At 71.6% G+C, this 21,319-nt stretch carries 15 protein-coding genes and 3 tRNA genes; 7 read left to right on the top strand and 11 right to left on the bottom strand.

The genetic code is table 11. From position 1 onward, the window contains the following. Positions 1-46 precede the first annotated feature (46 nt). The gene (locus CP970_RS45115) at positions 47-2,314 is read left to right on the top strand and encodes a sensor histidine kinase (protein ID WP_224058820.1); all 2,268 of its coding nucleotides are present in this window, start codon (positions 47-49) and stop codon (positions 2,312-2,314) included. Positions 2,315-2,396: 82 nt separating this feature from the next. Continuing rightward, positions 2,397-2,951, top strand: coding sequence for a hypothetical protein (locus CP970_RS29795; protein WP_055545595.1), 555 nt, complete (start codon positions 2,397-2,399; stop codon positions 2,949-2,951). Positions 2,952-2,969: 18 nt separating this feature from the next. Here CP970_RS29795 and CP970_RS29790 read toward each other — a convergent pair whose 3' ends face one another. The 6 genes from CP970_RS29790 to CP970_RS29765 form a co-directional block, all read right to left on the bottom strand. Further along, the gene (locus CP970_RS29790) at positions 2,970-4,925 is read right to left on the bottom strand and encodes an ABC transporter permease (protein ID WP_055545593.1); all 1,956 of its coding nucleotides are present in this window, start codon (positions 4,923-4,925) and stop codon (positions 2,970-2,972) included. A 64-nt stretch (positions 4,926-4,989) separates the two neighbouring features. Beyond that, the gene (gene modA, locus CP970_RS29785) at positions 4,990-5,787 is read right to left on the bottom strand and encodes a molybdate ABC transporter substrate-binding protein (RefSeq protein WP_055545592.1); all 798 of its coding nucleotides are present in this window, start codon (positions 5,785-5,787) and stop codon (positions 4,990-4,992) included. 96 nt (positions 5,788-5,883) lie between these two features. Then, positions 5,884-6,285, bottom strand: coding sequence for a TOBE domain-containing protein (locus CP970_RS29780; RefSeq protein WP_055545603.1), 402 nt, complete (start codon positions 6,283-6,285; stop codon positions 5,884-5,886). A gap of 343 nt (positions 6,286-6,628) precedes the next feature. Then, positions 6,629-6,702 (bottom strand) — tRNA-Ile (locus CP970_RS29775). Positions 6,703-6,878: 176 nt separating this feature from the next. Then, positions 6,879-6,951, bottom strand: a tRNA-Asn gene (locus CP970_RS29770). 5 nt (positions 6,952-6,956) lie between these two features. Then, positions 6,957-7,029: transfer RNA gene (locus CP970_RS29765), tRNA-Asn, on the bottom strand. Positions 7,030-7,242: 213 nt separating this feature from the next. On the opposite strand from CP970_RS29765, the gene CP970_RS29760 reads away from it, so the two are divergent. From CP970_RS29760 to CP970_RS29745, 4 genes are all read left to right on the top strand, one after another. Further along, positions 7,243-7,545, top strand: a complete 303-nt coding sequence (locus CP970_RS29760; protein WP_055545590.1) for a YtxH domain-containing protein — start codon at positions 7,243-7,245, stop codon at positions 7,543-7,545. A gap of 117 nt (positions 7,546-7,662) precedes the next feature. Then, positions 7,663-9,102: a xylulokinase gene (locus tag CP970_RS29755; RefSeq protein ID WP_055545588.1), complete on the top strand. Its 1,440-nt coding sequence runs from the start codon at positions 7,663-7,665 to the stop codon at positions 9,100-9,102. A gap of 171 nt (positions 9,103-9,273) precedes the next feature. After that, positions 9,274-11,007, top strand: coding sequence for an ABC transporter ATP-binding protein (locus CP970_RS29750; protein WP_055545586.1), 1,734 nt, complete (start codon positions 9,274-9,276; stop codon positions 11,005-11,007). After that, entirely contained in the window at positions 11,007-12,926 is a 1,920-nt protein-coding gene (locus CP970_RS29745) for an ABC transporter ATP-binding protein (RefSeq protein WP_055545584.1), read from the top strand. Before CP970_RS29750 ends, CP970_RS29745 begins: the two co-directional genes overlap by 1 nt. Before the next feature lie 86 nt (positions 12,927-13,012). Here CP970_RS29745 and CP970_RS29740 read toward each other — a convergent pair whose 3' ends face one another. From CP970_RS29740 to CP970_RS29720, 5 genes are all read right to left on the bottom strand, one after another. Further along, positions 13,013-14,302 (bottom strand): RNA polymerase sigma factor, encoded by a 1,290-nt coding sequence (locus tag CP970_RS29740; protein ID WP_055545582.1) that lies wholly within the window; start codon positions 14,300-14,302, stop codon positions 13,013-13,015. 118 nt (positions 14,303-14,420) lie between these two features. Continuing rightward, the gene (gene dnaG / locus CP970_RS29735) at positions 14,421-16,319 is read right to left on the bottom strand and encodes a DNA primase (RefSeq protein ID WP_055545580.1); all 1,899 of its coding nucleotides are present in this window, start codon (positions 16,317-16,319) and stop codon (positions 14,421-14,423) included. A gap of 43 nt (positions 16,320-16,362) precedes the next feature. Continuing rightward, the gene (locus tag CP970_RS29730; protein WP_055545578.1) at positions 16,363-17,625 is read right to left on the bottom strand and encodes an NAD(P)/FAD-dependent oxidoreductase; all 1,263 of its coding nucleotides are present in this window, start codon (positions 17,623-17,625) and stop codon (positions 16,363-16,365) included. Between the two features lie 135 nt (positions 17,626-17,760). After that, complete coding sequence (locus CP970_RS29725; protein WP_055545576.1) at positions 17,761-19,080, bottom strand: deoxyguanosinetriphosphate triphosphohydrolase; 1,320 nt, start codon at positions 19,078-19,080, stop codon at positions 17,761-17,763. A 47-nt stretch (positions 19,081-19,127) separates the two neighbouring features. Further along, complete coding sequence (locus CP970_RS29720; RefSeq protein WP_150494158.1) at positions 19,128-20,018, bottom strand: sirohydrochlorin chelatase; 891 nt, start codon at positions 20,016-20,018, stop codon at positions 19,128-19,130. Positions 20,019-20,253: 235 nt separating this feature from the next. Between CP970_RS29720 and CP970_RS29715 the strand changes: the two genes are divergently transcribed. Next, on the top strand, positions 20,254-21,021 hold the full coding sequence (locus CP970_RS29715) for a SanA/YdcF family protein (protein WP_150494156.1): 768 nt from the start codon (positions 20,254-20,256) through the stop codon (positions 21,019-21,021). Positions 21,022-21,319: the final 298 nt, after the last annotated feature.

Genomic DNA, 21,319 nt, shown 5'->3' with positions numbered 1-21,319 from the left:
CGGCACGGCGCACGTGCCCGACCCCGACACGGAGTACGCAACCGAGATGCCCGCAGGAGCGGAAGCACCGCTGCCGTCCATCCCCCCGCTCCTCGAAGCGGTCCTCGCCGTCGGCACCGACCTGGAACTGCACGCCACGCTCCAGCACATCGTGGACAGCGCGGCCCGGCTGACCGGGGCGGGGTACGGCACGCTCACCGTCGGCGCCGCGGGTGCCGGGGGCTCGGCGGAGCTGTTCGTGACGGGCGACAGGGCCTCGGCGGGGCCCGCCACGGCACAGGACGTCATCGACATGCCGATCCACGTCCACGACGAGGCGTTCGGCGACCTCCTGCTCGCGCGCAAGGAGCGGGGCGCCTTCACCGACGACGACAGGCAGCTCCTGAAGGTCCTGGCGGGCCAGGCGGGCATCGCCATCGGCAACGCCCGCCTGTTCGAGGCGGCGCGCCAGCGGGAACGCTGGATCGAGGGCGCGGCCGCGGTCACCACGGCGCTCCTGACCGGCGAGGCGGCGGCGGACGCGCTGATGACGGTGGCGGACCGCGCGCGCATCCTGGCGGGCGCGGCGGCGGGCGTGATCCTGCAGCCCACGGAGGCGGGCGGCATGACGATCGTCGCGGCCGCCACGGATGGCGCGCCGCACGGCTGGGGCACGAAGTCCTGGCGGGGCGCCCACACCGGATCCGCCCACGGCCCGGACCGACTGGCGGACACCGGTGGCTCCCCCAACGCCGAGCCCGCAAGCGCGGAGGCTGCCGCGCCCGACACGGAAACCGGGCAGGCCACCCGCACCGACGCCCCCCACGGAACAGACCGGCGACCGAACCCCACCGGCCCCCAAGGCACCGAGCCCACCACCGCGGAGACCGCCGCGCCCGACACGGAAACCGCGCGCGACACCCACACCGACACCCCCCACGCCACAGACCGGCAACCGAACACCACCCGCTCCCAGAACACCGAGCCCATCAGCGCGGAGACTGCCGCCCGCGACACAGAAACCGAGCAGGAGGCCCGCGCCGACACCCCCCACGCCACAGACCGGCGACCAAGCCCCACCGGCCCCCAAGACACCGAGCCCACCAGCGCACAGGCCACCGCCCCCGACACGGAAACCGGGCAGGACACCCACACCAGGGCCCCTCACGGCACAGACCGGCAACCGAACACCACCCGCTCCCAGAGCACCGCACCCACCAACGCGCAGGCCACCACCCCCGACACAGAAACCGAGCACGACACCCACACCAACACCCCCCACGCCACGGACCAGCGCCCGAACCCCGCTGGCCCCGACGCGGTGACCAGGCAGGACGCCCGCGCCGGAGCCCTGCCCGGCACCGACCGGCGATCGAACACCGCCCGCGCCCAGGACACCGCTCCCGGCCCAGGCTCCCGGCAGGCCGCCCACACCGAAGACTCCCCTGCCACCGCGGGCGAGCCGGACCACGCCCGCCCCGGCCCCAGCCCCAACGACCTCATCGGCACCACCATCGAGCCCGGCAGCGCGGTGCTCGAGCAACTGCTCGGTGGGGAGCCCGTGTTCATCGAGGACTCGGCTACCGACCCGCGCATGACCACTCACGTGCGCGCCCGTTTCGGGCCCAGCATGATGCTGCCCTTGCAGGCGGGCGGGCGGCTCATCGGGACGCTCGCGCTGCCCCGGCGGCGCGGCGCCCCCGCCTACACCGCCGCCGAACGGCTGCTCGCCACCCAGTTCGCCTCGCAGGCCGCCCTCGCCCTCGTACTCGCCGACGCCCAGCAGAGCAGACAGCGCCTCGCCGTCTTCGAGGACCGCGACCGCATCGCGCGGGACCTGCACGACCTGGTCGTACAGCGCCTCTTCGCGACCGGCATGATGCTGGAGTCGACCCGCCGCAGGGCCGCGTCGGCCAAGGTCGAGTCCACCCTCGACCACGCCGTGGACGAGCTGGAGTCGACCATCCAGGAAGTCCGTACCGCCATCTTCGCGCTCCAGCAGCCGCCCGCCGACGCCCCGACCACCTTCCGCGGCAAGGTCCTGCGCGAGACGGCGGGCGCGGCCGCGGTGCTCGGCATCCAGCCGTCGACGCAGTTCGCGGGCGCCGTGGACGCGCAGGTCACCGAGCCGGTGGCGAGCCACCTCCTGGCGGCCCTGCGCCGGGCGCTCGCCACCACGTCGCGACGCACCGGCGTCAGCCGCGTCGACGTCACGGTCGACGCGCGGGCGACGCTGCCGGACGGCAGGACCGGCGTACGTCTGACGGTGCACGACGACGGCGCCACGGACGGCGTGGAGGCGGGCACGACGGTGACCTGGCAGGCACCGCTGTAGGCGGGTACCACGCACCACGCCCCATGTTCAGCGGGGAGATGACCGCGTACAGTCACCAACCCGCCGCCGTCGGGAGGTACGCGTGGGCTCCCCCAAGATCGACCGCTCGCTCCAGCAGGTACTGGCGCACCGGCAGCTCTTCCTGAGAACCGAACACGGCGGACGAACCGTCATCGTGTGTCTGGCGGACGGCAGTCCGGAAGGTTTCGAGATCGGCCGCGTCCTGTCGGGGGCCGGTTCCACCGGGTGGCGGGTACGCCACCGCAGGCGCCTGCCCGACGGCACGTACGACGTGCAGGAGGACGAGGGCCTGCCCTGGGTCGGCCTCGACGAGCACATCGGCGACGTCCTCAGATTCGCCGCGTACGCGGACGTCCTGCGCCGCGAGGAATCGGCATCGGGCGTGGCCACGACCTACACCGCCCATCTCGGCCCGGAACTCGCGGCGTGGCTCGCGGACATCCCCGCACCGGAGGGCATCACCGACCTGGGCGACGGCAGGGTCCGGCTCACCGAGTCCGCCGTCGCCCACCTGCGATGCCCTTCGACCCTCTACACGCTGGTCCTCTGGGTGCACCCCGACATGGACACCCTGATGATCGAGATGGACTCTTACAACCTGACCCGCGAGGAATGACGGCCGAGGGCCGACGATTCAGAGCTCCACGACCGAAACCTCCGTCGCCTTCACGCTCGTCCACACCTCGACCCCGTCCGCGAGCCCCAGTTCGAGCGCGGCCTGCGGGGTGATCTCGGCGACCAGGTCGGGCGCCAGGTCCGAGGTGATCAGGACGCGCAGGCGGCTCCCGGCCGAGGTGATCTCCCGCACCGTGCCCGGCCACACGTTGCGCGGACTGCCCGCCGGTTTCTCTCGGTGCACGGACACGGCCTCCGGCGCGATGACGGCCAGCGCCCGCGTCCCCGCGCCGAGCGGCTCCGCGACGACGAGCCGCCCCTCCCCCGCGAGCGCGAGGTTCCCTTCGGCGTCCGCCGTGCCGGGCCAGGCGTTGCGGCCGAGCATCCGAGCCACCCAGGGCGAGCGCGGGTGCCTGGCGACCTCGGCGGGCGGCGCGTCCTGCAACGTACGCCCTTCGTCGAGTACGAGGACCCGGTCGGCCAGCGAAACGGCCTCGACGGGATCGTGCGTGACGATGAGACAGACCCCGCCGAAGCCGTCGAGGTGCCGCCGCAGCGTGTGCCTGACATGGGCCCGGGTGGTCTGGTCGAGCGCGGCGAGCGGCTCGTCGAGGAGCAGAAGGCGGGGCCGCGCGGCGAGCGCCCTGGCAAGGGCGACCCGCTGGGCCTGCCCGCCGGACAGCTGGGCGGGCCTGCGGTGCGCGAGGTGTCCGACGCCGAGCCGGTCGAGCCACGCCCGCGCCGCCGCGCGGGCCTCGGCGCGCCGGACGCCCTGCGCGCGCAGCCCGTAGGCGGTGTTGCCGAGCGCGGTCAGGTGCGGGAAGAGTGCGCCTTCCTGGGGCACCCAGGCGACTCCGCGCCGGTGCGGCGGCAGCGCGCTGACGTCGCGTTCGCCGAGCCGCAGCTCCGCGCGGGCGCGCGGGGTGAGGCCGAGGAGGGCGCGCAGCAGGGTCGTCTTGCCCGCGCCGTTCGGCCCGACGACGGCGATGGTGGTGCCGGGCTCGGCGTCGAGGGTGAGTTCGTTGTAGCCGGTGACGGTGGCGCTCAGCGCCCACTTCTCCGGGAGCGGCTCGGACGCGGCGATCAGGTGGGGCGGCTCCACGGCCACGGCGGCCACGTCATCATCCGCCGCCACGGACTCCGCGCCCCGTACGCGTACGGAGGCGGATGCCGACGCCCCCGCCGTCCACCTCCCCCGCAGCCCCACGAGCACGGCCATGGCGATGGCGAGGAGCAGCAGCGAAAGCGAGGTCGCGGCCTCCGGTGAGTCCTGGAGCAGCAGATACACCTGGAGCGGCAGCGTCTGCGTGGTGCCCGGCAGGTTGCCCGCGAAGGTGATCGTGGCGCCGAACTCGCCGAGCGCCCGCGCCCAGGTCAGCGCGGCGCCCGCGGCGAGCCCGGGGGCGACCATCGGCAACGTGACGGTGAGGAACACCCGTACGGGAGAGGCCCCGAGGGACGCCGCCGTCTCCTCGAAGCCGGGCCGCAGCCCGCCGAGCGCCCCCTCCAGACTGATCACCAGGAACGGCATCGCCACGAACGTCGCCGCGACCACCGCACCGGAGGTGTGGAAGGGCAGGACGATCCCGAAGGTGTTCTCCAGCCAGGGCCCGAGCAGCCCGCGCCGCCCGAACCCGAGCAGCAGCGCGACGCCGCCGACGGTCGGCGGCAGGACCATCGGCAGCAGCACGAGGGACCGTACGAACGCCTTCCCCCGGAAATCCACCCTCGCGAGCAGCCAGGCCAGCGGCACCCCGAGCAGCAGGGACAGGCCGAGCGCCCAGAAGGACACGAGGAGCGAGAGCTTGAGCGCCTGGGTGACTCCGGGCGTGCTCAGATGCGTGCCGAGCTGACCCCACTCGGTCCGCGCGAGGATGCCGACGAGCGGCATCAGCAGGAACGCGACGGCGAGCAGGGCAGGTACGGCCAGCGTCAGCGGCGTACGGGTCCGGGGGCGGGACCGGGTCGGGATCATGACGGCTCCGACGGCTCTAACGGCTGTGACGGCTCTGACAGCTCTGACAGCTCTGACGGCTCGACTACGGCTTCTGGAAGCCCGCGTCCCGCAGGATCTTCTGCGCCTCGGGCGTGCTCAGCCACTTCACGAACGCGGCGGCGGCGTCGCCGTTCTTGGAGCCCTTGAGGGTCGCGGCCGGGTACGAGGCGACGGCGTTCTGGTCGTCGGGGATCTCCACGGCGTCGACCTTGTCGGTCGCGGTGGCGGCGTCCGTCTTGTAGACGATGCCCGCGTCGGCCTCGCCGAGCTCGACCTTGCTGAGCACGGACCGGACGTTCGCCTCCTTGGAGACGGGCTTCACGTCGACGTTCTGCTTGTCCAGGACCTGCTTGCTGTAGCGCCCGACGGGCACGGTGTCGTCGGCGAGAACGACCTTCAGCTTGCTGTTCGCGAGGTCCTTGAGTCCCTTGACCTTGTCCGGATTGCCCTCACGCGTGGCGATCACGAGGCGGTTCTTGGCGATGACGGTGGGCGCGCCGGTCTCGCCCTTGAGCCCGTCCATGGTCTTGGTGTCGGCGGTGACCAGGACATCGGCGGGCGACCCCTGCTTGACCTGCGCGGCAAGCTCCTGGGACCCGGCCGGGGAGATCGTCAGCTTGGTGCCGGGGTGCTCCTTCTCGTACACCTTCTCGGCGGCGGCGAAGACGTCGGTGAGCGAAGAGGCGGCGAGAACGGTGAGGTTCACGTCCTTGCCGCCCCCGTCCTTCTTGCTCCCGTTGTCGTCGTCGTTGCCGCAGGCGGCGAGCGGGACGAGCAGGGCGGCGGTCACGACGGCGGCGGCACCGCGGCGGGCGGTGAACGCGGAGTGCTTCGGGGACATGAGGCGAAACTCCTTGCGGAAGTGCGAAGAGGGGGAGAAGAGGGGTATGCGAGGCGAAGCGAGGCGAAAGCGGAAGCGGCGGCCGGACGCCGTCGTTCAGGTCCGGTCGATATGCACGCTGGTGGACTTCACCCGGGCCGTGGCCTGCATCCCGACCTCGAGGCCGAGCTCCTCCACCGCCTCCCGGGTCAACAGCGAGACCAGCCGGTGGGGCCCCGCCTGAATCTCGACCTGGGCTGCCACGTCACCGAGCTTCACGGCGGTGACGATGCCGGGAAAGGCGTTGCGGGCGGAGGTGTACGAGACGTCTTCCTCACCCGCACCGCCCCCGTTCTGCCCGACCTCGACGGAGAAGGCGGCAAGATCCCGCCCATCGATGAGCCGACGCCCACCCTCATCGCGGTGCGTGGCGACCCGCCCGGCATCCGCCCAACGCCGAGCGGTATCGGGACTGACACCGAGCAGACGCGCGGCCTGCCCAATCGTGTAGGACTGCATGTGCGACAAGATAATCGTGTTTGCCTCGCATTTGAAAAACTTGAGAGAGATCTCCATGGCAGGTGCGACTCACGTTGGAGGATTCCCCAACCGGAACCACCCTGCTCCACACCTGCCCACAGACAGCACGGTGATCATGGTGTTCACGGCGACGCTCACCGACCGCGCGGCACACCCGAGGAGGAGCCGCACGGGGAGCCGCAGCTGAAGCCGTACGGAGGACCCCGCGCCACCCGAAAGCGGCCTACGCCCCAAGAGTGAAAAAGGGCCGCCACGGTTTACGTGGCGACCCTGACGGATACGTTCGCGCAGGTCAGAACGATTCTGCACAGACCCGCTGAGGTGGGGCGGGTGGGACTCGAACCCACGGCCGACGGATTATGAGTCCGCTGCTCTAACCGGCTGAGCTACCGCCCCTAACGGCGCGTCGCGCACATTTGTGCGCGCCGTCTGCCGCAGCATAGCCGCTCATACGATCTCCTGCTTCGGATGGTCGGCATCGCTCGACCATGAGGACCGCAGGGCTGCCCGCATGGTTCCATCAGGCACGAAAAAGGGCCCCTGAGAGTCATCTCAGGGGCCCTTCGTCACAGCTCTCCCGACTGGACTCGAACCAGTAACCTGCCGGTTAACAGCCGGCTGCTCTGCCAATTGAGCTACAGGAGACCGAGCTCCCCCGACTGGACTCGAACCAGTAACCTGCCGGTTAACAGCCGGCTGCTCTGCCAATTGAGCTACAGGGGATCGTCTCGTTCGCATCGAACGCACCTACCTGGGAACTCTCCAGGCGGCGGGCGCTCGCTGCGACACATACATTAGCGCAAGCAGGGGGGTGCTCCGCCAATCGGTATCCCCCGGCCGATCACCGGCCGACCGCCGACCGGTCACCAGCCGATCAACAACGAGCGACAGACGAGCGACAGACGAGCGACGTCGACGCAAGGAAGGGTGGCAGTCATGCGCTACCGGCTCACATTCGTCGCGGGACTGGCTCTCGGGTACGTACTCGGGACCCGGGCCGGACGCGAGCGCTACGAGCAGCTGAAGAAATCAGCCAGGGGGATCTCCCAGAACCCTGCCGTGCGCAACACCGTCGAGTCCGCGACGCAGCAGGGCCGCGAGGTGGCGGGCAAGGCCTTCCACTCGGTGTCCGACAAGGTCGGGGAGAAGATGCCCGACTCGGTGGCCGACCGGGTGCGGTCGCTGCGCCAGCGCGGACAGGGCGACGCCGAGGACGACTGGGGCACGAGCAACACGTAGCCAACGCCTGGAGGACTTCCAGGGGAAACCCAGGGGGAACCCGGGGAACCCGCAGGTAGGGCCCCCAAGGGGAACAGGGGTACGGGACACGTCTCGTGGTGCGGCAGAATTCCCGGCATGGGGATAGTCGCAGGGTTGGACAGTTCGCCCGATTTCACGCGCATCGTGGTCTGTGACACGGACACGGGCGCCGTACTCAAGCAGGGCTATGCCCCGCACCCGCTGGAGAGCGCGGAGGGTGGCGGCCGTCCTGTCGACGTCGATCCGCAGGCCTGGCTGCTCTCTCTCGGCGAGGCCGCGGGCGGCGGGCTGCTCGAAGGCGTGCAGGCCATCGGCGTCTCCGCGCAGCAGAACGCGCTCGTGGCGCTCGACCAGCACGGCAACACCGTGCGGCCCGCGCTCGTCGGCAACGACCGGCGGGCGCAGGTCTCCGCCGTCGACCTGGTCGACGGGCTCGGCAGCCGCGAGGCCTGGGCGCAGGCCGTGGGCTGCGTCCCGCAGGCCGCGCTGCCCGTGACGAAGCTGCGCTGGCTGGCCAGGACCGAGCCGGAGGCGGCGCAGCGCGTGGCCGCCCTGATGCAGGCTCCCGACTGGCTCGTGTGGCAGCTGCTCGGCAGGCCCTCGCGGCGCACCACCGACCGCGGCGGGGCCTCCGGCACCGGCTACTGGTCGGCGGCGACCGGGACGTACCGCCCCGATCTCGTCGAACTGGCCCTGGGGCACCAGGCGATGCTGCCCGAGGTGATCGGTCCCGCGGAGGCCGCGGGGACCACTCCCGAGGGGCTGCTGATATCGGCGGGCACCGGCGAGACGATGGCGGCGGCCTTCGGGCTCGGCGTGCAGCAGGGCGATGCCGTGGTGTCGCTCGGGGCCTCGGGGTCCGTGATGGCCGTGCACCACGAGGCGCTCGCCGACGCGGGCGGGATGATCACCTCGCTGGCGGACGCCACCGGGCTGCACCTGCCGGTGGTCCACACGCTCAACGCCGTGCGGGTGCTGCGCGGGACGGCCGAGATGCTCGGGGTCGCGGACCTGGAGGAGCTCTCCGCGCTCGCGATGAAGTCCACCCCCGGCGCGCACGGCCTGGTGTTCCTCCCCTATCTGGAGGGTGAGAAGACGCCGAACCTGCCGCATGCGGCGGGCACGCTGACCGGGCTGCGGCGCGAGTCGATGAAGCCCGAGCACCTGGCGCGGGCCGCCTTCGAGGGAATGCTCTGCGGGCTCGGTGACGCGCTGGACGTGCTGCGCGGGCGCGGGGTCGAGGTGCGGCGGGTGTTCCTGCTCGGGGCCGCCGCCGAACTGCCCGCCGTGCAGGCCGTGGCGCCGATGATGTTCGGGACCCAGGTCGTGGTGCCGCAGCCCGCCGACTACGCGGCGATCGGTGCCGCACGGCAGGCCGCGTGGGCGCTGACCGGCCGACTGCCGTTCTGGCAGGGAGCGGCCGCGCAGGTCTTCGAGCCGGGCGAGGAGCTCGCGGTGGGACAGGCGGTGCGGCAGCAGTACGCGACGGTGCGGGAGCAGTCGCATCCCGGGGCCTTCGCGCCGCCCGTCTCCTGAGACATACCGGAGATCCGCGCGTTCCTAGATCCTTAAGTGAGCCCAGTTCTGTACCCGGGCTGAAATTTGACCCGGTCATGGGTTAATCGGTTGCACGGCGACCGGTCGGGTGTCGGAGTATGGGGGCGACCTCGCCCACCGGCCGACACCCGACTCCTCGAGAGACCGAGCGTGCTCATACGACTCCTGCGGACATACCTGCGTCCGTACAAGAAACCCATCGCCCTGCTGGTGCTGCTGCAGTTCCTGCAGACCTGCGCCGCGCTCTACCTGCCCACCCTCAACGCCGACATCATCGACAACGGTGTCGTGAAGGGGGACACGGGCTACATCCTGAGCTTCGGCGGCATCATGATCGCCGTCACGATCGCTCAGATGGTCTGCAACGTCGGCGCCGTCTTCTACGGCGCGCGGACCGCGTCGGCCCTCGGGCGCGACGTCCGGGCCGCCGTCTTCGACCGTGTGCAGTCCTTCTCCGCGCGCGAGATGGGCCACTTCGGTGCCCCCTCGCTGATCACGCGCACCACCAATGACGTCCAGCAGGTGCAGATGCTGGTCCTGATGTCGTTCACGCTGATGGTCACCGCGCCCATCATGTGCGTCGGCGGCATCGTGATGGCGCTCGGCCAGGACGTGCCGCTCTCCGCGGTCCTCGTCGCCGTGGTGCCCGTGCTCGGCATCAGCGTCAGCCTGATCGTGCGGCGCCTGCGGCCGCTGTTCCGCACCATGCAGGTGCGCCTCGACTCGGTGAACCGGGTGCTGCGCGAGCAGATCACCGGCAACCGCGTCATCCGCGCCTTCGTCCGCGACACCTACGAGAAGGACCGGTTCCGGAAGGCCAACGCGGACCTGACCGAGGTCTCCCTCGGCACCGGCAAGCTGCTCGCGCTGATGTTCCCGATCGTCATGACCGTCGTGAACGTGTCCTCGATCGCCGTGGTGTGGTTCGGCGCGCACCGCATCGACAGCGGCCACATGCAGATCGGCGCGCTCACCGCGTTCCTCGCGTACCTGATGCAGATCGTGATGTCCGTGATGATGGCCACCTTCATGTTCATGCAGGTGCCGCGCGCCGAGGTCTGTGCCGAGCGCATCGAGGAGGTCCTGGACACCGAGAGCAGCGTGGTGCCTCCGGCCGCCCCGGTGCGCGAACTGCGCAGCCACGGGCACCTGGAGATCCGGGGCGCGGGCTTCCGCTATCCCGGCGCCGAGGAGCCCGTGCTCAAGGCCGTCGAGCTCATCGCGCGGCCCGGTGAGACGACCGCCGTGATCGGCTCGACCGGCAGCGGCAAGTCGACGCTGCTCAGCCTCGTACCGCGGCTGATCGACGCGACCGAGGGCGAGGTCCTGGTCGGCGGCGTGGACGTGGGCACCGTCGAGCCCGCGCTGCTCGCGCGGTCCGTGAGCCTGGTCCCGCAGAAGCCGTACCTCTTCGCGGGCACGGTCGCCAGCAACCTGCGGTACGGCAATCCCGACGCGACCGACGAGGAGCTCTGGCACGCGCTCGACGTCGCCCAGGCCAAGAGCTTCGTGGAGGGCCTCGACGAGGGTCTCGACGCGCCGATCGCCCAGGGCGGCACGAACGTCTCCGGCGGCCAGCGCCAGCGCCTCTCGATCGCGCGCACCCTGGTCCAGCGTCCGGAGATCTACCTCTTCGACGACTCCTTCTCCGCGCTCGACTACGCCACCGACGCGGCACTGCGCGCGGCACTGGGCAGGGAGACCGCGGAGGCGACCGTCGTCATCGTCGCCCAGCGCGTCTCCACGATCAGGGACGCGGACCGCATCGTGGTCCTCGACGAGGGCCGGGTCGTGGGCACCGGGCGCCATCACGAACTGATGGAGAGCAATGAGACCTACCGGGAGATCGTGCTCTCCCAGCTGACGGAAGCGGAGGCCGCGTAATGGCTGGTCACGGTGGGGCGATGATGGGCCCCAACTCCCGCTCGATGGACTTCAAGAACTCCGGCAAGCGACTGCTCGCGCAGTTCAGGCCGGAGCGCGCCACGATGCTGGGGATGCTCGCGGCAGGCGTGTTCAGCGTCGCGCTGACCGTGGTCGGCCCGAAGATCCTCGGCCGGGCCACCGACCTGCTCTTCGCGGGCATCGTGGGCCGCGGCATGCCCGAGGGGCTCTCGAAGGAGCAGGCCATCGACGGCCTGCGCGACAAGGGCGACGGCGGCATGGCCGACATGCTCTCCGGCGTCGACTTCACCCCGGGCAAGGGCATCGACTTCGGCGCGGTCGGCGAGGTCCTGCTGCTCGCGCTCGGCACGTTCCTGGCCGCGGGCCTGCTGATGGCCGTGGCGACCCGGCTCTCCAACCGCGCCATCAACAAGACGGTGTTCCGCATGCGCGGCGACGTACAGGCGAAGCTGTCGCGGCTGCCGCTGTCGTACTTCGACAAGCGGCAGCGCGGCGAGGTGCTGAGCCGGGCCACCAACGACCTCGACAACATCAACCAGACGCTGACGCAGACGATGGGCCAGCTCATCAACTCGCTGCTGACGATCATCGGCGTGCTGGTGATGATGCTCTGGGTGTCGCCGCTGCTCGCGCTGGTGGCGCTGATCACCGTGCCGCTGTCGTTCTTCGTGGCGACGAAGGTCGGCAAGCGGTCGCAGCCGCAGTTCGTGCAGCAGTGGAAGACCACCGGCAAGTTGAACGCGCACGTCGAGGAGATGTACACCGGACACACCCTGGTGAAGGTGTTCGGGCGCCAGGACGAGTCGGCCAAGGCGTTCGCCGAGCAGAACGAGCAGTTGTACGAGGCCGGGTTCAAGGCCCAGTTCAACAGCGGTGTCATGCAGCCGCTGATGTTCTTCATCTCGAACCTGAACTATGTGCTCGTGGCCGTGGTGGGCGGTCTGCGGGTGGCCTCCGGGTCGCTGTCGATCGGTGACGTGCAGGCGTTCATCCAGTACTCGCGGCAGTTCTCGATGCCGCTCACGCAGGTCGCCTCGATGGCGAACCTCGTGCAGTCGGGCGTCGCCTCCGCCGAACGCGTCTTCGAGATCCTCGACGCCGAGGAGCAGGAGGCCGACCCGGTGCCCGGCGAGCGCCCCGACCGGCTCACCGGGCGGGTCGAGATGGAGCACGTGTCCTTCCGCTACGAGAAGGACAAGCCGCTCATCGAGGACCTGTCCCTGGCGGTGGAGCCGGGACACACGGTCGCCATCGTCGGCCCCACGGGCGCGGGCAAGACGACGCTCGTCAACCTGCTCATGCGGTTCTACGAAGTGACGGGCGGGCGCATCACCCTGGACGGGGTCGACATCGCCAAGATGTCGCGCGACGAACTGCGGTCCGGGATCGGGATGGTGCTCCAGGACACCTGGCTGTTCGGCGGCACCATCGCGGAGAACATCGCGTACGGCGCGGCGAAGGACGTCACCAGCGAGGAGATCGAGGAGGCGGCCCGCGCCGCCCACGCCGACCGCTTCGTACGGACGCTTCCCGACGGGTACGACACCGTGATCGACGACGACGGCACGGGGGTCAGCGCGGGCGAGAAGCAGCTCATCACCATCGCTCGGGCGTTCCTGTCCGACCCGGTGATCCTCGTACTCGACGAGGCGACGAGTTCCGTCGACACGCGTACGGAGGTCCTCATCCAGAAGGCCATGGCCCGTCTTGCGCACGGGCGGACCTCGTTCGTCATCGCGCACCGGCTGTCCACGATCCGTGACGCGGACACCATCCTGGTGATGGAGAACGGTGCCATCGTCGAACAGGGCACGCATGACGCGTTGCTGGCGTCCGAAGGGGCGTATGCGCGGTTGTACGCCGCGCAGTTCGCCCAGGCCGTGGCTGAAGTCGACTAGCGCCGTGGGGGTGTTGGGGAGCTGCGTGTGCCGGTCTCATGTGGCTGAGCGCGCAGTTCCCCGCGCCCCTTAAGGGGCGCTCCCCTTCAGTCCAGGTAGCCCCTCAGCTGGTCCGCGAACGCGTGGTCGCGGAGTTTGTTGAGGGTTTTGGATTCGATCTGGCGGATGCGTTCGCGGGTCACTCCGAAGATGCGGCCGATCTCCTCCAGGGTGCGGGGGCGGCCGTCCGCGAGGCCGTAGCGGAGCTGGACCACCTTGCGTTCGCGCTCGCCGAGCGTGGACAGGACCGCTTCCAGGTGTTCGCGCAGCAGCAGGAACGCCGCTGATTCCACCGGAGACGTCGCGTCGCCGTCCTCGATGAGGTCGCCGAGCGCGACGTCGTCCTCCTCGCCGACCGGGGCGTGCAGCGAGACGGGCTCCTGAGCGAGGCGCAGGACCTCGCTGACGCGCTCGTGCGGCAGGTCCAGGTGGGCGGCCACCTCTTCGGGCGTGGGCTCGTAGCCGCGCTCCTGGAGCATGCGGCGCTGGACGCGTACGACGCGGTTGATGAGCTCCACGACGTGCACGGGGACGCGGATGGTGCGCGCCTGGTCCGCCAGGGCGCGGGACATGGCCTGGCGGATCCACCAGGTCGCGTACGTCGAGAACTTGTAGCCGCGGGCGTAGTCGAACTTCTCGACCGCCCTGATCAGGCCCAGGTTCCCCTCCTGGACGAGATCGAGCATGGTGAGCCCACGGCCCACGTAGCGCTTGGCGACGGAGACGACCAGGCGCAGGTTCGCCTCGATGAGGCGGCGCTTGGCCATCCGGCCCATGACGACCAGCTTGTCGAGGTCCAGGGCGAGCTGGGAGTCCAGGTCGGGGGTGTTGCTCAGCTTCTCCTCGGCGAAGAGGCCTGCCTCCACGCCGCGGGCGAGCTCCACCTCCTCCGCCGCTGTCAGCAGGGGGATCCGCCCGATCTCGCGCAGGTACTGGCGGAACAGGTCGGACGAGGGGCCGCCGGTGTCGGTGCGGCTGCGGGGCGCCGGGAGCTCGGTGGTCTCGGGCTCCAGGGATTCGCGGGCGTCCGGCGGACCCGGTGCTTCGGCCTCTTCCGCGGCCTCCGCTTCCTGTACCTCCGGGTGCCGGGCGGCCCGGCTCTGCGCCGGGACTGCCTCCAGGACGTCCGCGTCCGCATCCGCGTGCGCGGCGGTGTCGGTCTGGGTGAGGGTCTGGGTCTGCACGGGGGCGACCTCCAGGGTGATCGCAGCTGAGGCGTGCGGCAACGGGAGAGGGACGACGGCCTCGCCGCTGTCCGTCCCGAACACGATGTGTGGAACCGCGGGGGTGTCGGACCCGCTGTCTGCGGGCCGGCCGCGCTCCGAGGACTCAGGCACCGGAACCCAGTGTGGGGCACGACACGCGGCCGCCACGAGGGGCGTGCGGTGACTTTTTGAGACCGGTCCGTGACCGCGTGATTACCCGACGGGTAACCATTGGCCCGAGCGTCACGCCTCAGAGGGCGTCGGAACCTCGCTCGCGCAGTGCCTGGGCGTACTGCTGGAGGACCCACAACTCGTTCTGGACGGCGGCCAGATGCTGCGGGTCGCCGCCCGCGCCGAGCCGGGCGAGGCTGCCCTGGACGTCCCGGATGCGGCGGTCCACGGCGCGCAGGCGGACCTGGACGAGCTGGATGCCCGCGTACATCTCGTCGACGGTCTTGCGCAGGATCGACTCGACGGCGAGCTCGGTGACCATGCGGCGCACCGTGTCGTCGGGGGCCGCGTCGAGGACCCGGCCCAGATAGGCCTGCGGTTCGGCGATGCCCGCCTCGGCGCCGCCCGCCTCCTCCACGCACTGGCGCACGGCCGCGTAGGGCGGGGCGGTGAACTCGTCCATGCCGTACGCGTCGAAGGCCGGGGAGACCAGCTGCGGGTACTGCAGGGCGAGCTTGAGCAGCTCGCGCTCGGTGCGGTGGGCGGGGCTGCGCAGGGTGAGCGCGGGGCCGCTGGGCGCGGGCGGTCCTTCGCCGTACGCCTGCGGGGCCCTGCTCTGCTGCGGGGCGGGGCCCCGGCCGCCGCGGTCGCGGGCCCAACGGGCCAGCTGGGCGACCCGCTTGACCACGAACTGGGTGTCCAGGATGCCGAGCATCCCGGCGAGCTGGACGGCCACCTCGTGCTGGGCGCCGCTGTTCTTGATGCGGGCCACCACGGGCGCCGCCTCGTCCAGGGCGGCGGCGCGGCCCGCGGGGGTCTCCAGGTCGTACCGCGAGACGATCTGGCGGAGCGCGAACTCGAAGAGCGGCGTACGGGGTTGGACCAGGTCGGCGACGGCCTCGTCGCCCTTGGCCAGGCGCAGCTCGCAGGGGTCCATGCCGTCGGGCGCGATGGCGATGTACGTCTCGGCGGCGAACTTCTGGTCGTCCTCGAAGGCCCGCAGCGCGGCCTTCTGTCCGGCCGCGTCGCCGTCGAAGGTGAAGATCACCCGCGCCGAGCCGTTGTCCATCAGGAGGCGACGGAGGATCTTGATGTGGTCGCCGCCGAAGGCCGTGCCGCAGGTCGCGATGGCGGTGGGGACGCCGGCCAGGTGGCAGGCCATGACGTCCGTGTACCCCTCGACGACGACCGCGCGGGAGGACTTGGCGATCTCCTTCTTGGCCAGGTCGACGCCGTACAGCACCTGGCCCTTCTTGTAGATCGGGGTCTCGGGGGTGTTCAGGTACTTCGGGCCGTTGTCGTCGTCGCGGAGCTTGCGGGCGCCGAAGCCGACGACCTCGCCGCCGATGTCGCGGATCGGCCACATCAGGCGGCCGCGGAAGCGGTCGATGGGGCCGCGACGGCCCTCCTGGGAGAGGCCGGAGAGCGTCAGCTCCTTGTCGGTGAAGCCCTTGCCGCGCAGGAAGCGGGTGAGGTGGTCCCAGCCCGCCGGGCTGTAGCCCACGCCGAAGTGCGCGGCCGCCGCCTGGTCGAAGCCGCGCTCGGCGAGGAACTTGCGGCCGATCTCGGCCTCGGGGGTCTCCAGCTGGGCCACGTAGAAATCGGCGGCGGCCTTGTGGGCCTCCACCAGGCGGATGCGCTCGCCGCGCTGGTTGGTGGGGTTGTACCCGCCCTCTTCGTACCGCAGGGTGATGCCCGCCTTGGCGGCGAGGCGCTCGACCGTCTCCGAGAACGTGAGGTGGTCGATCTTCATCACGAAGGCGATCGTGTCGCCGCCTTCCTGGCAGCCGAAGCAGTGGAAGAGACCCTTGCTCGGGCTGACCTGGAAGGACGGGGACTTCTCGTCGTGGAAGGGGCACAGGCCCTTGAGGTTTCCACCACCCGCGCTGCGCAGCTGGAGGTAGTCGGAGACCACGGCGTCGATCGGGACCGCGTCCCGAACCGCCTTCACGTCCTCGTCATTGATCCTGCCAGCCACGTAGGAATACTACGGCGCGCCTGTGACACTCCTGCCCGGCCCTTCACGCCAGGAGCGACGCCAAGGGGGTGGACGGGTCCGCCAGGGCGTCCGGATCCGGCCGCCTGCCACTGCGGATGAGCTCCTGGATGGGTTCGGTGACGTCCCACACATTCACGTTCATCCCCGCGAGGACCCGCCCGTCGCGCAGCCAGAACGCGATGAACTCGCGCTTGCCGGTGTCGCCGCGGACCACCACCTGGTCGTACGAGCCGGGGGGCGCCCAGCCCGAGTACTCCAGGCCGACGTCGTACTGGTCGGAGAAGAAGTAGGGCACGCGGTCGTACGTCACGTCCTGGCCGAGCATGGCGCGGGCCGCGGCGGGGCCTCCGTTGAGCGCGTTCGCCCAGTGCTCCACGCGGAGCCTGTCTCCGTAGAGGGGGTGGGCGGTGGCCGCCACGTCGCCCGCCGCGTGGATGTCGGGGTCGGAGGTGCGCAGCGAGGCGTCGACGGCGATGCCGCCGCCGTGCGCGCGGTCGGCGAGCTCCAGGCCCGCGGACTCGGCGAGCGCCGTGCGCGGGGCCGCGCCGATCGCGGCGAGCACGTCATGCGCGGGGTGCTCCTCGCCGTCGTCGGTGCGGGCCGCGAGAACCATACCGTCCTGGCCCACGATCTCGGTGAGCCGGGCGCCGAAGTGGAAGCGGACGCCGTGCTCGGCGTGCAGATCGGCGAACATCTGGCCGACCTCGGGGCCGAGGACGGCGTGCAGCGGGGTCGCCTCGGGCTCGACGACGGTGACCTCCGCGCCGTACTCCCTGGCGGCCGCGGCGATCTCCAGGCCGATCCAGCCCGCGCCCGCGATCACCAGGTGGCCGTTGTCCCTGCCGAGGGCGGCCAGGACGTGGCGCAGGCGGTCGGCGTGCGCGAGGCGGCGCAGGTGGTGGACGCCCGCGAGCTCCGTGCCCGGGACGTCGAGGCGGCGCGGCTCGGCGCCGGTGACGAGCAGGAGCTTGTCGTAGTGGATGACGGCGCCCTCGCCCAGGCGCACCGCCTTGGCCGCGCGGTCGATGGCGACGACGGTCTGGCCCAGGTGCAGCTCGATGTCCGCCTGCGCGTACCACCCCGGTTCGTGGACGAAGACGCTGTCGCGCTCCTCCTTGCCCAGGAGGTAGCCCTTGGACAGGGGCGGGCGCTCATAGGGGTGGTCGCGCTCGTCACCGATGAGGATCACCCGGCCGGTGAACCCCTCGGAACGGAGTGTCTCGGCCGCCTTGGCGCCGGCCAGCCCTCCTCCGACAATGACGAACGTCTGATCCGCGTCGACCACTTGATGCCTCCTCATAACCGAACCGCCACAGGGAGCGTCCCGCACAGAGCGTGATGGGGGAAGGGGGCGTGGCTCCAACTGGCCACATTTCGTCACGCCCTGTGGTCACTCCATGGTCACTTACCGCCGTTTTTCCTACCGTCTCGCCGTCATCCGATGGTGCAGGGCGCGGGCCGCCGCGTCCGTGAGTGAGGCGATTTGATCGACGATCACGCGCTGCGCCGCCCGGTCGTCGGACGCCGTGTCGTACAGCGCGCGGAACTGCGGGTCGAGGCCGTCGGGGGCGCGCGTCGTGAGCGCGTCCGCGAGCTCGGCCACGACGACGCGCTGATCGGCGCGGAGCCGCTCCTGGGCGGGGCGCTGCATCACGTAGCGGTCGGCGACGGCCTTGAGCACCGCGCACTCGTGCCGGGCCGCGCGGGGCACGACGAGCTCCGCCGCGTACCGCGTGAGGGGGCCCGTGCCGTACCGCGCGCGCGTGGCGGACTCCGCGGCCAGGCAGAAGCGGCCGATGAGCTGGCTGGTGGCGTCCTTCAACCGGGCCTGGGCGACGGCGGATCCGTCGTACCCGTGCGGCCACCAGTCCTGGTCGAGGAGCCGATCGAGGGCCCCCGCGAGCTCTTCGGGGTCGGTGTCGGCGGGGACGTAGCGCCCGAGCGCCACCTCATAGATGTCCCTGCGCTCGGGCTCGGCGTGCAGCGCGTTCGGATCGATGTGCCCGGCGTGCAGGCCGTCTTCGAAGTCGTGCACCGAGTAGGCGACGTCGTCCGACCAGTCCATGACCTGGGCCTCGAAGCAGGTGCGCTGCCCGGGGGCCTCCTTGCGGACCCAGTCGAAGACCGGCCTGTCGTCTTCGTAGACCCCGAACTTGGGCGACGCGGGGTCGGTGGGGTGGACGCCGCGCGGCCAGGGGTACTTGGTGGCGGCGTCCAGGGCGGCGCGGGTGAGGTTGAGGCCGACGCTGACGAGTTCGTCGGTGTCCTCGGAGCGCACGAAGCGCTTCGGCTCGATGCGGGTGAGGAGCCTGAGCGACTGGGCATTGCCCTCGAATCCGCCGCAGTCCGCCGCGAATTCGTTCAGTGCCTGCTCGCCGTTGTGCCCGAAGGGCGGGTGGCCCAGGTCGTGGGAGAGGCAGGCCGTCTCCACCAGGTCCGGGTCGCAGCCGAGGGCGGCGCCGAGCTCGCGGCCGACCTGGGCGCACTCCAGGGAGTGCGTCAGGCGCGTACGGGCACTGGCGTCCCAGGCCTGGCTCCTGGTCCCCGGCGTGACGACCTGGGTCTTTCCCGCGAGCCGGCGCAGCGCGGCGGAGTGCAGCACGCGCGCGCGGTCGCGCTGGAAGGCCGTGCGCCCCGGCCTCTTGTCGGGCTCGGCCGCCCATCGCTCGACGGCGGGTTCGTCATAGGTGCCATAGGCGCCGCAGTCGTCGTCCTGCGCGTTCGGTGCTGTGCCTTCCATGCACCGACAGTAGACGCAAGCGGTGACAAAGGAGGATCTGGCCCCGGTCAGACCCGGGTCAGGCGGCGCGGTTCGGCCACCGGACGCGTGGTGCTCGCCCGGTCGTAGCGGTGCAGGACGAGGCGGGCGAGCGCCGGGTGCGCGCCGAGCGGCGCCGCGGCGATCCAGGGTGCGGCGTCGGCGGCCTGCGCGGCGAACCGGCCCGGCGCGGTGAAGTACGCGGCGACGGCGGCGCGGTGCCGTCCCTCGGCGGCCAGGGCCCGCAGCGCCTCCGGCACGGTGCGGGCGCAGGCCGCGGTGGGCGCCGCGTAGGCGGGTACGACGGGCACGCCGAGGCGTTCGGCGAGCAGCCCCGCCGCGGTCTCGGTGTCGGCGGCCGCGTCCGGGTCGCGGGAGCCCGCCGCCGCGAGGACCACGCCGAGCCCGCGGCGCCGGGCCGTGCCGGGCGCCACGGGCCAGCCCGCCTCGGTGAGCCGCGCGTGCAGCGCGTCGACGAGCAGCGGGTGCGGGCCGAGCGGAGCGGCGGCACGGCAGTCGAGGTGCGGTGCGCGGGCGGCGGCCGCGGGCAGGTCGCGCTTGACGTGCTGGCCGCGCCCGAGGAGCAGCGGCACGAGCACGGCGGGTCCTGGCCGCAGGCCGGTGAGGGTGTCGGTGAGCAGCGGTTCGGTCAGCTCGATGTGGCCGATCCCGACGGTGAGCCCCGGCCGCAGCTCGCGGACCCGCTCGGCGAGGTCCTCGACGGTGGCGAGGGCGCGTGGGTCACGGCTGCCGTGGGCGACCAGGACGAGGGGCGCGGACGGGTCGGGGCGACGGCCACCGTCCGGGGAGACGCGGCGGAGCTGGCTGCCGAGCTGGCTGGTGATGCGGTCCATGAGTTGCGCCGTACTGTCGAGGTGAGTGCTGCCGGACTCGTCGCGAAGAGGGTTCGACGGCGTCATGGACCGAGGATGGCCGGGGCAGGTTGCGGTGGCGTTGCATGGCCGTGACGACTGTTTTCGGGGGGCTCACGGGGCGGGTCGGGGCGAGGGCCTGTCCGGCGGATCAGGGCGCGCTCGGGGGCGATCTCCGGGTTGTTTCAGGGGCGGAGCCCACCCGATGTGTCGGTGGGGGCGCTTACGGTTGTCGCAGTGCTCGGATCGGGGAGGTCCGGTGGGCTCGGGGGGCGGATCACGGATGGAACGGACAGGGTGGGCACGGCGGTTGTGGCCGTCGGACGGCTTCGCGCGGCTGCGGGGACGGGCGTCGCGGATTACCTGGCGCCCGCGGCGGCCCGAGTGGCTCCGGCTGCCGCGCACGAGAAGGGGACAGCGGCGGACCGTGCAGGCGGTGGTGGCACTGTGCGTGCTGGCACTGCTGCCCTCGACGTGGCTGTTCGTGACGACGGACGACAGGATCGGCACGGTCGCGGACGCGCCGCGCACCCGGGTCGCGGTGGTCTTCGGGGCCGGGCTGTGGCGGGGCGAGCCGTCGCCGTACCTCGCGCACCGGCTCGACGCGGCGGCCGAGTTGTACCGCACGGGACGGATAGAGGTCGTGCTCGTCACGGGGGACAACAGCCGCGAGGAGTACGACGAACCGGACGCCATGCGCGCCTATCTGCAGAAGCACGGCGTGCCGGGGCGCCGGATAGTGAGCGACTACGCGGGCTTCGACACCTGGGACTCCTGCGTCCGCGCCAAGAAGATATTCGGCGTGGACCGGGCGGTGCTGATCAGCCAGGGCTTCCACATACGCAGGGCGGTCGCGCTGTGCGACGCTGCGGGCGTCTCGTCGTACGGGGTCGGGGTGGACGCCGTCCACGACGCGACCTGGTACTACGGCGGCGCGCGGGAGGTGTTCGCGGCGGGCAAGGCGGTGGTGGACTCGGCGTTTCAACCGGATCCCCACTTCTTGGGTCCACACGAGACGGGTGTGGAGCGGGCGCTGGCCGCGCCCCGCTGAGAGGGGCGCCCTGTCAGGGGCGCGCCCCTTAGGGGCGCGGGGAACTGCGCGAGGACGGACCACGACCCGCGGTCGGCGCTCTACGGAACGAGGCAGACGCGGCCCCGTTGCCCGCTGCGGACCGGCGTTGGCTGAGCGCGCAGTTCCCCGCGCCCCTAAGGGGCGCGACCACCTCACCGTGAGGCACAAGGAACGCTGAGGTTGGCTTACCGCGCGTGTAACGCGATCACGCGGGGGCGCGTAACAAGCCCGGCGGAGGCTGGAGCCCATGCACTCCATCGCGGCACCCGTGACCCCG

This window comes from Streptomyces kanamyceticus (assembly GCF_008704495.1).
Classification (GTDB): Bacteria; Actinomycetota; Actinomycetes; order Streptomycetales; family Streptomycetaceae; genus Streptomyces; species Streptomyces kanamyceticus.
Note: the sequence above shows the minus strand (reverse complement) of the source record. Positions and strands in the feature narration are given on the sequence as shown.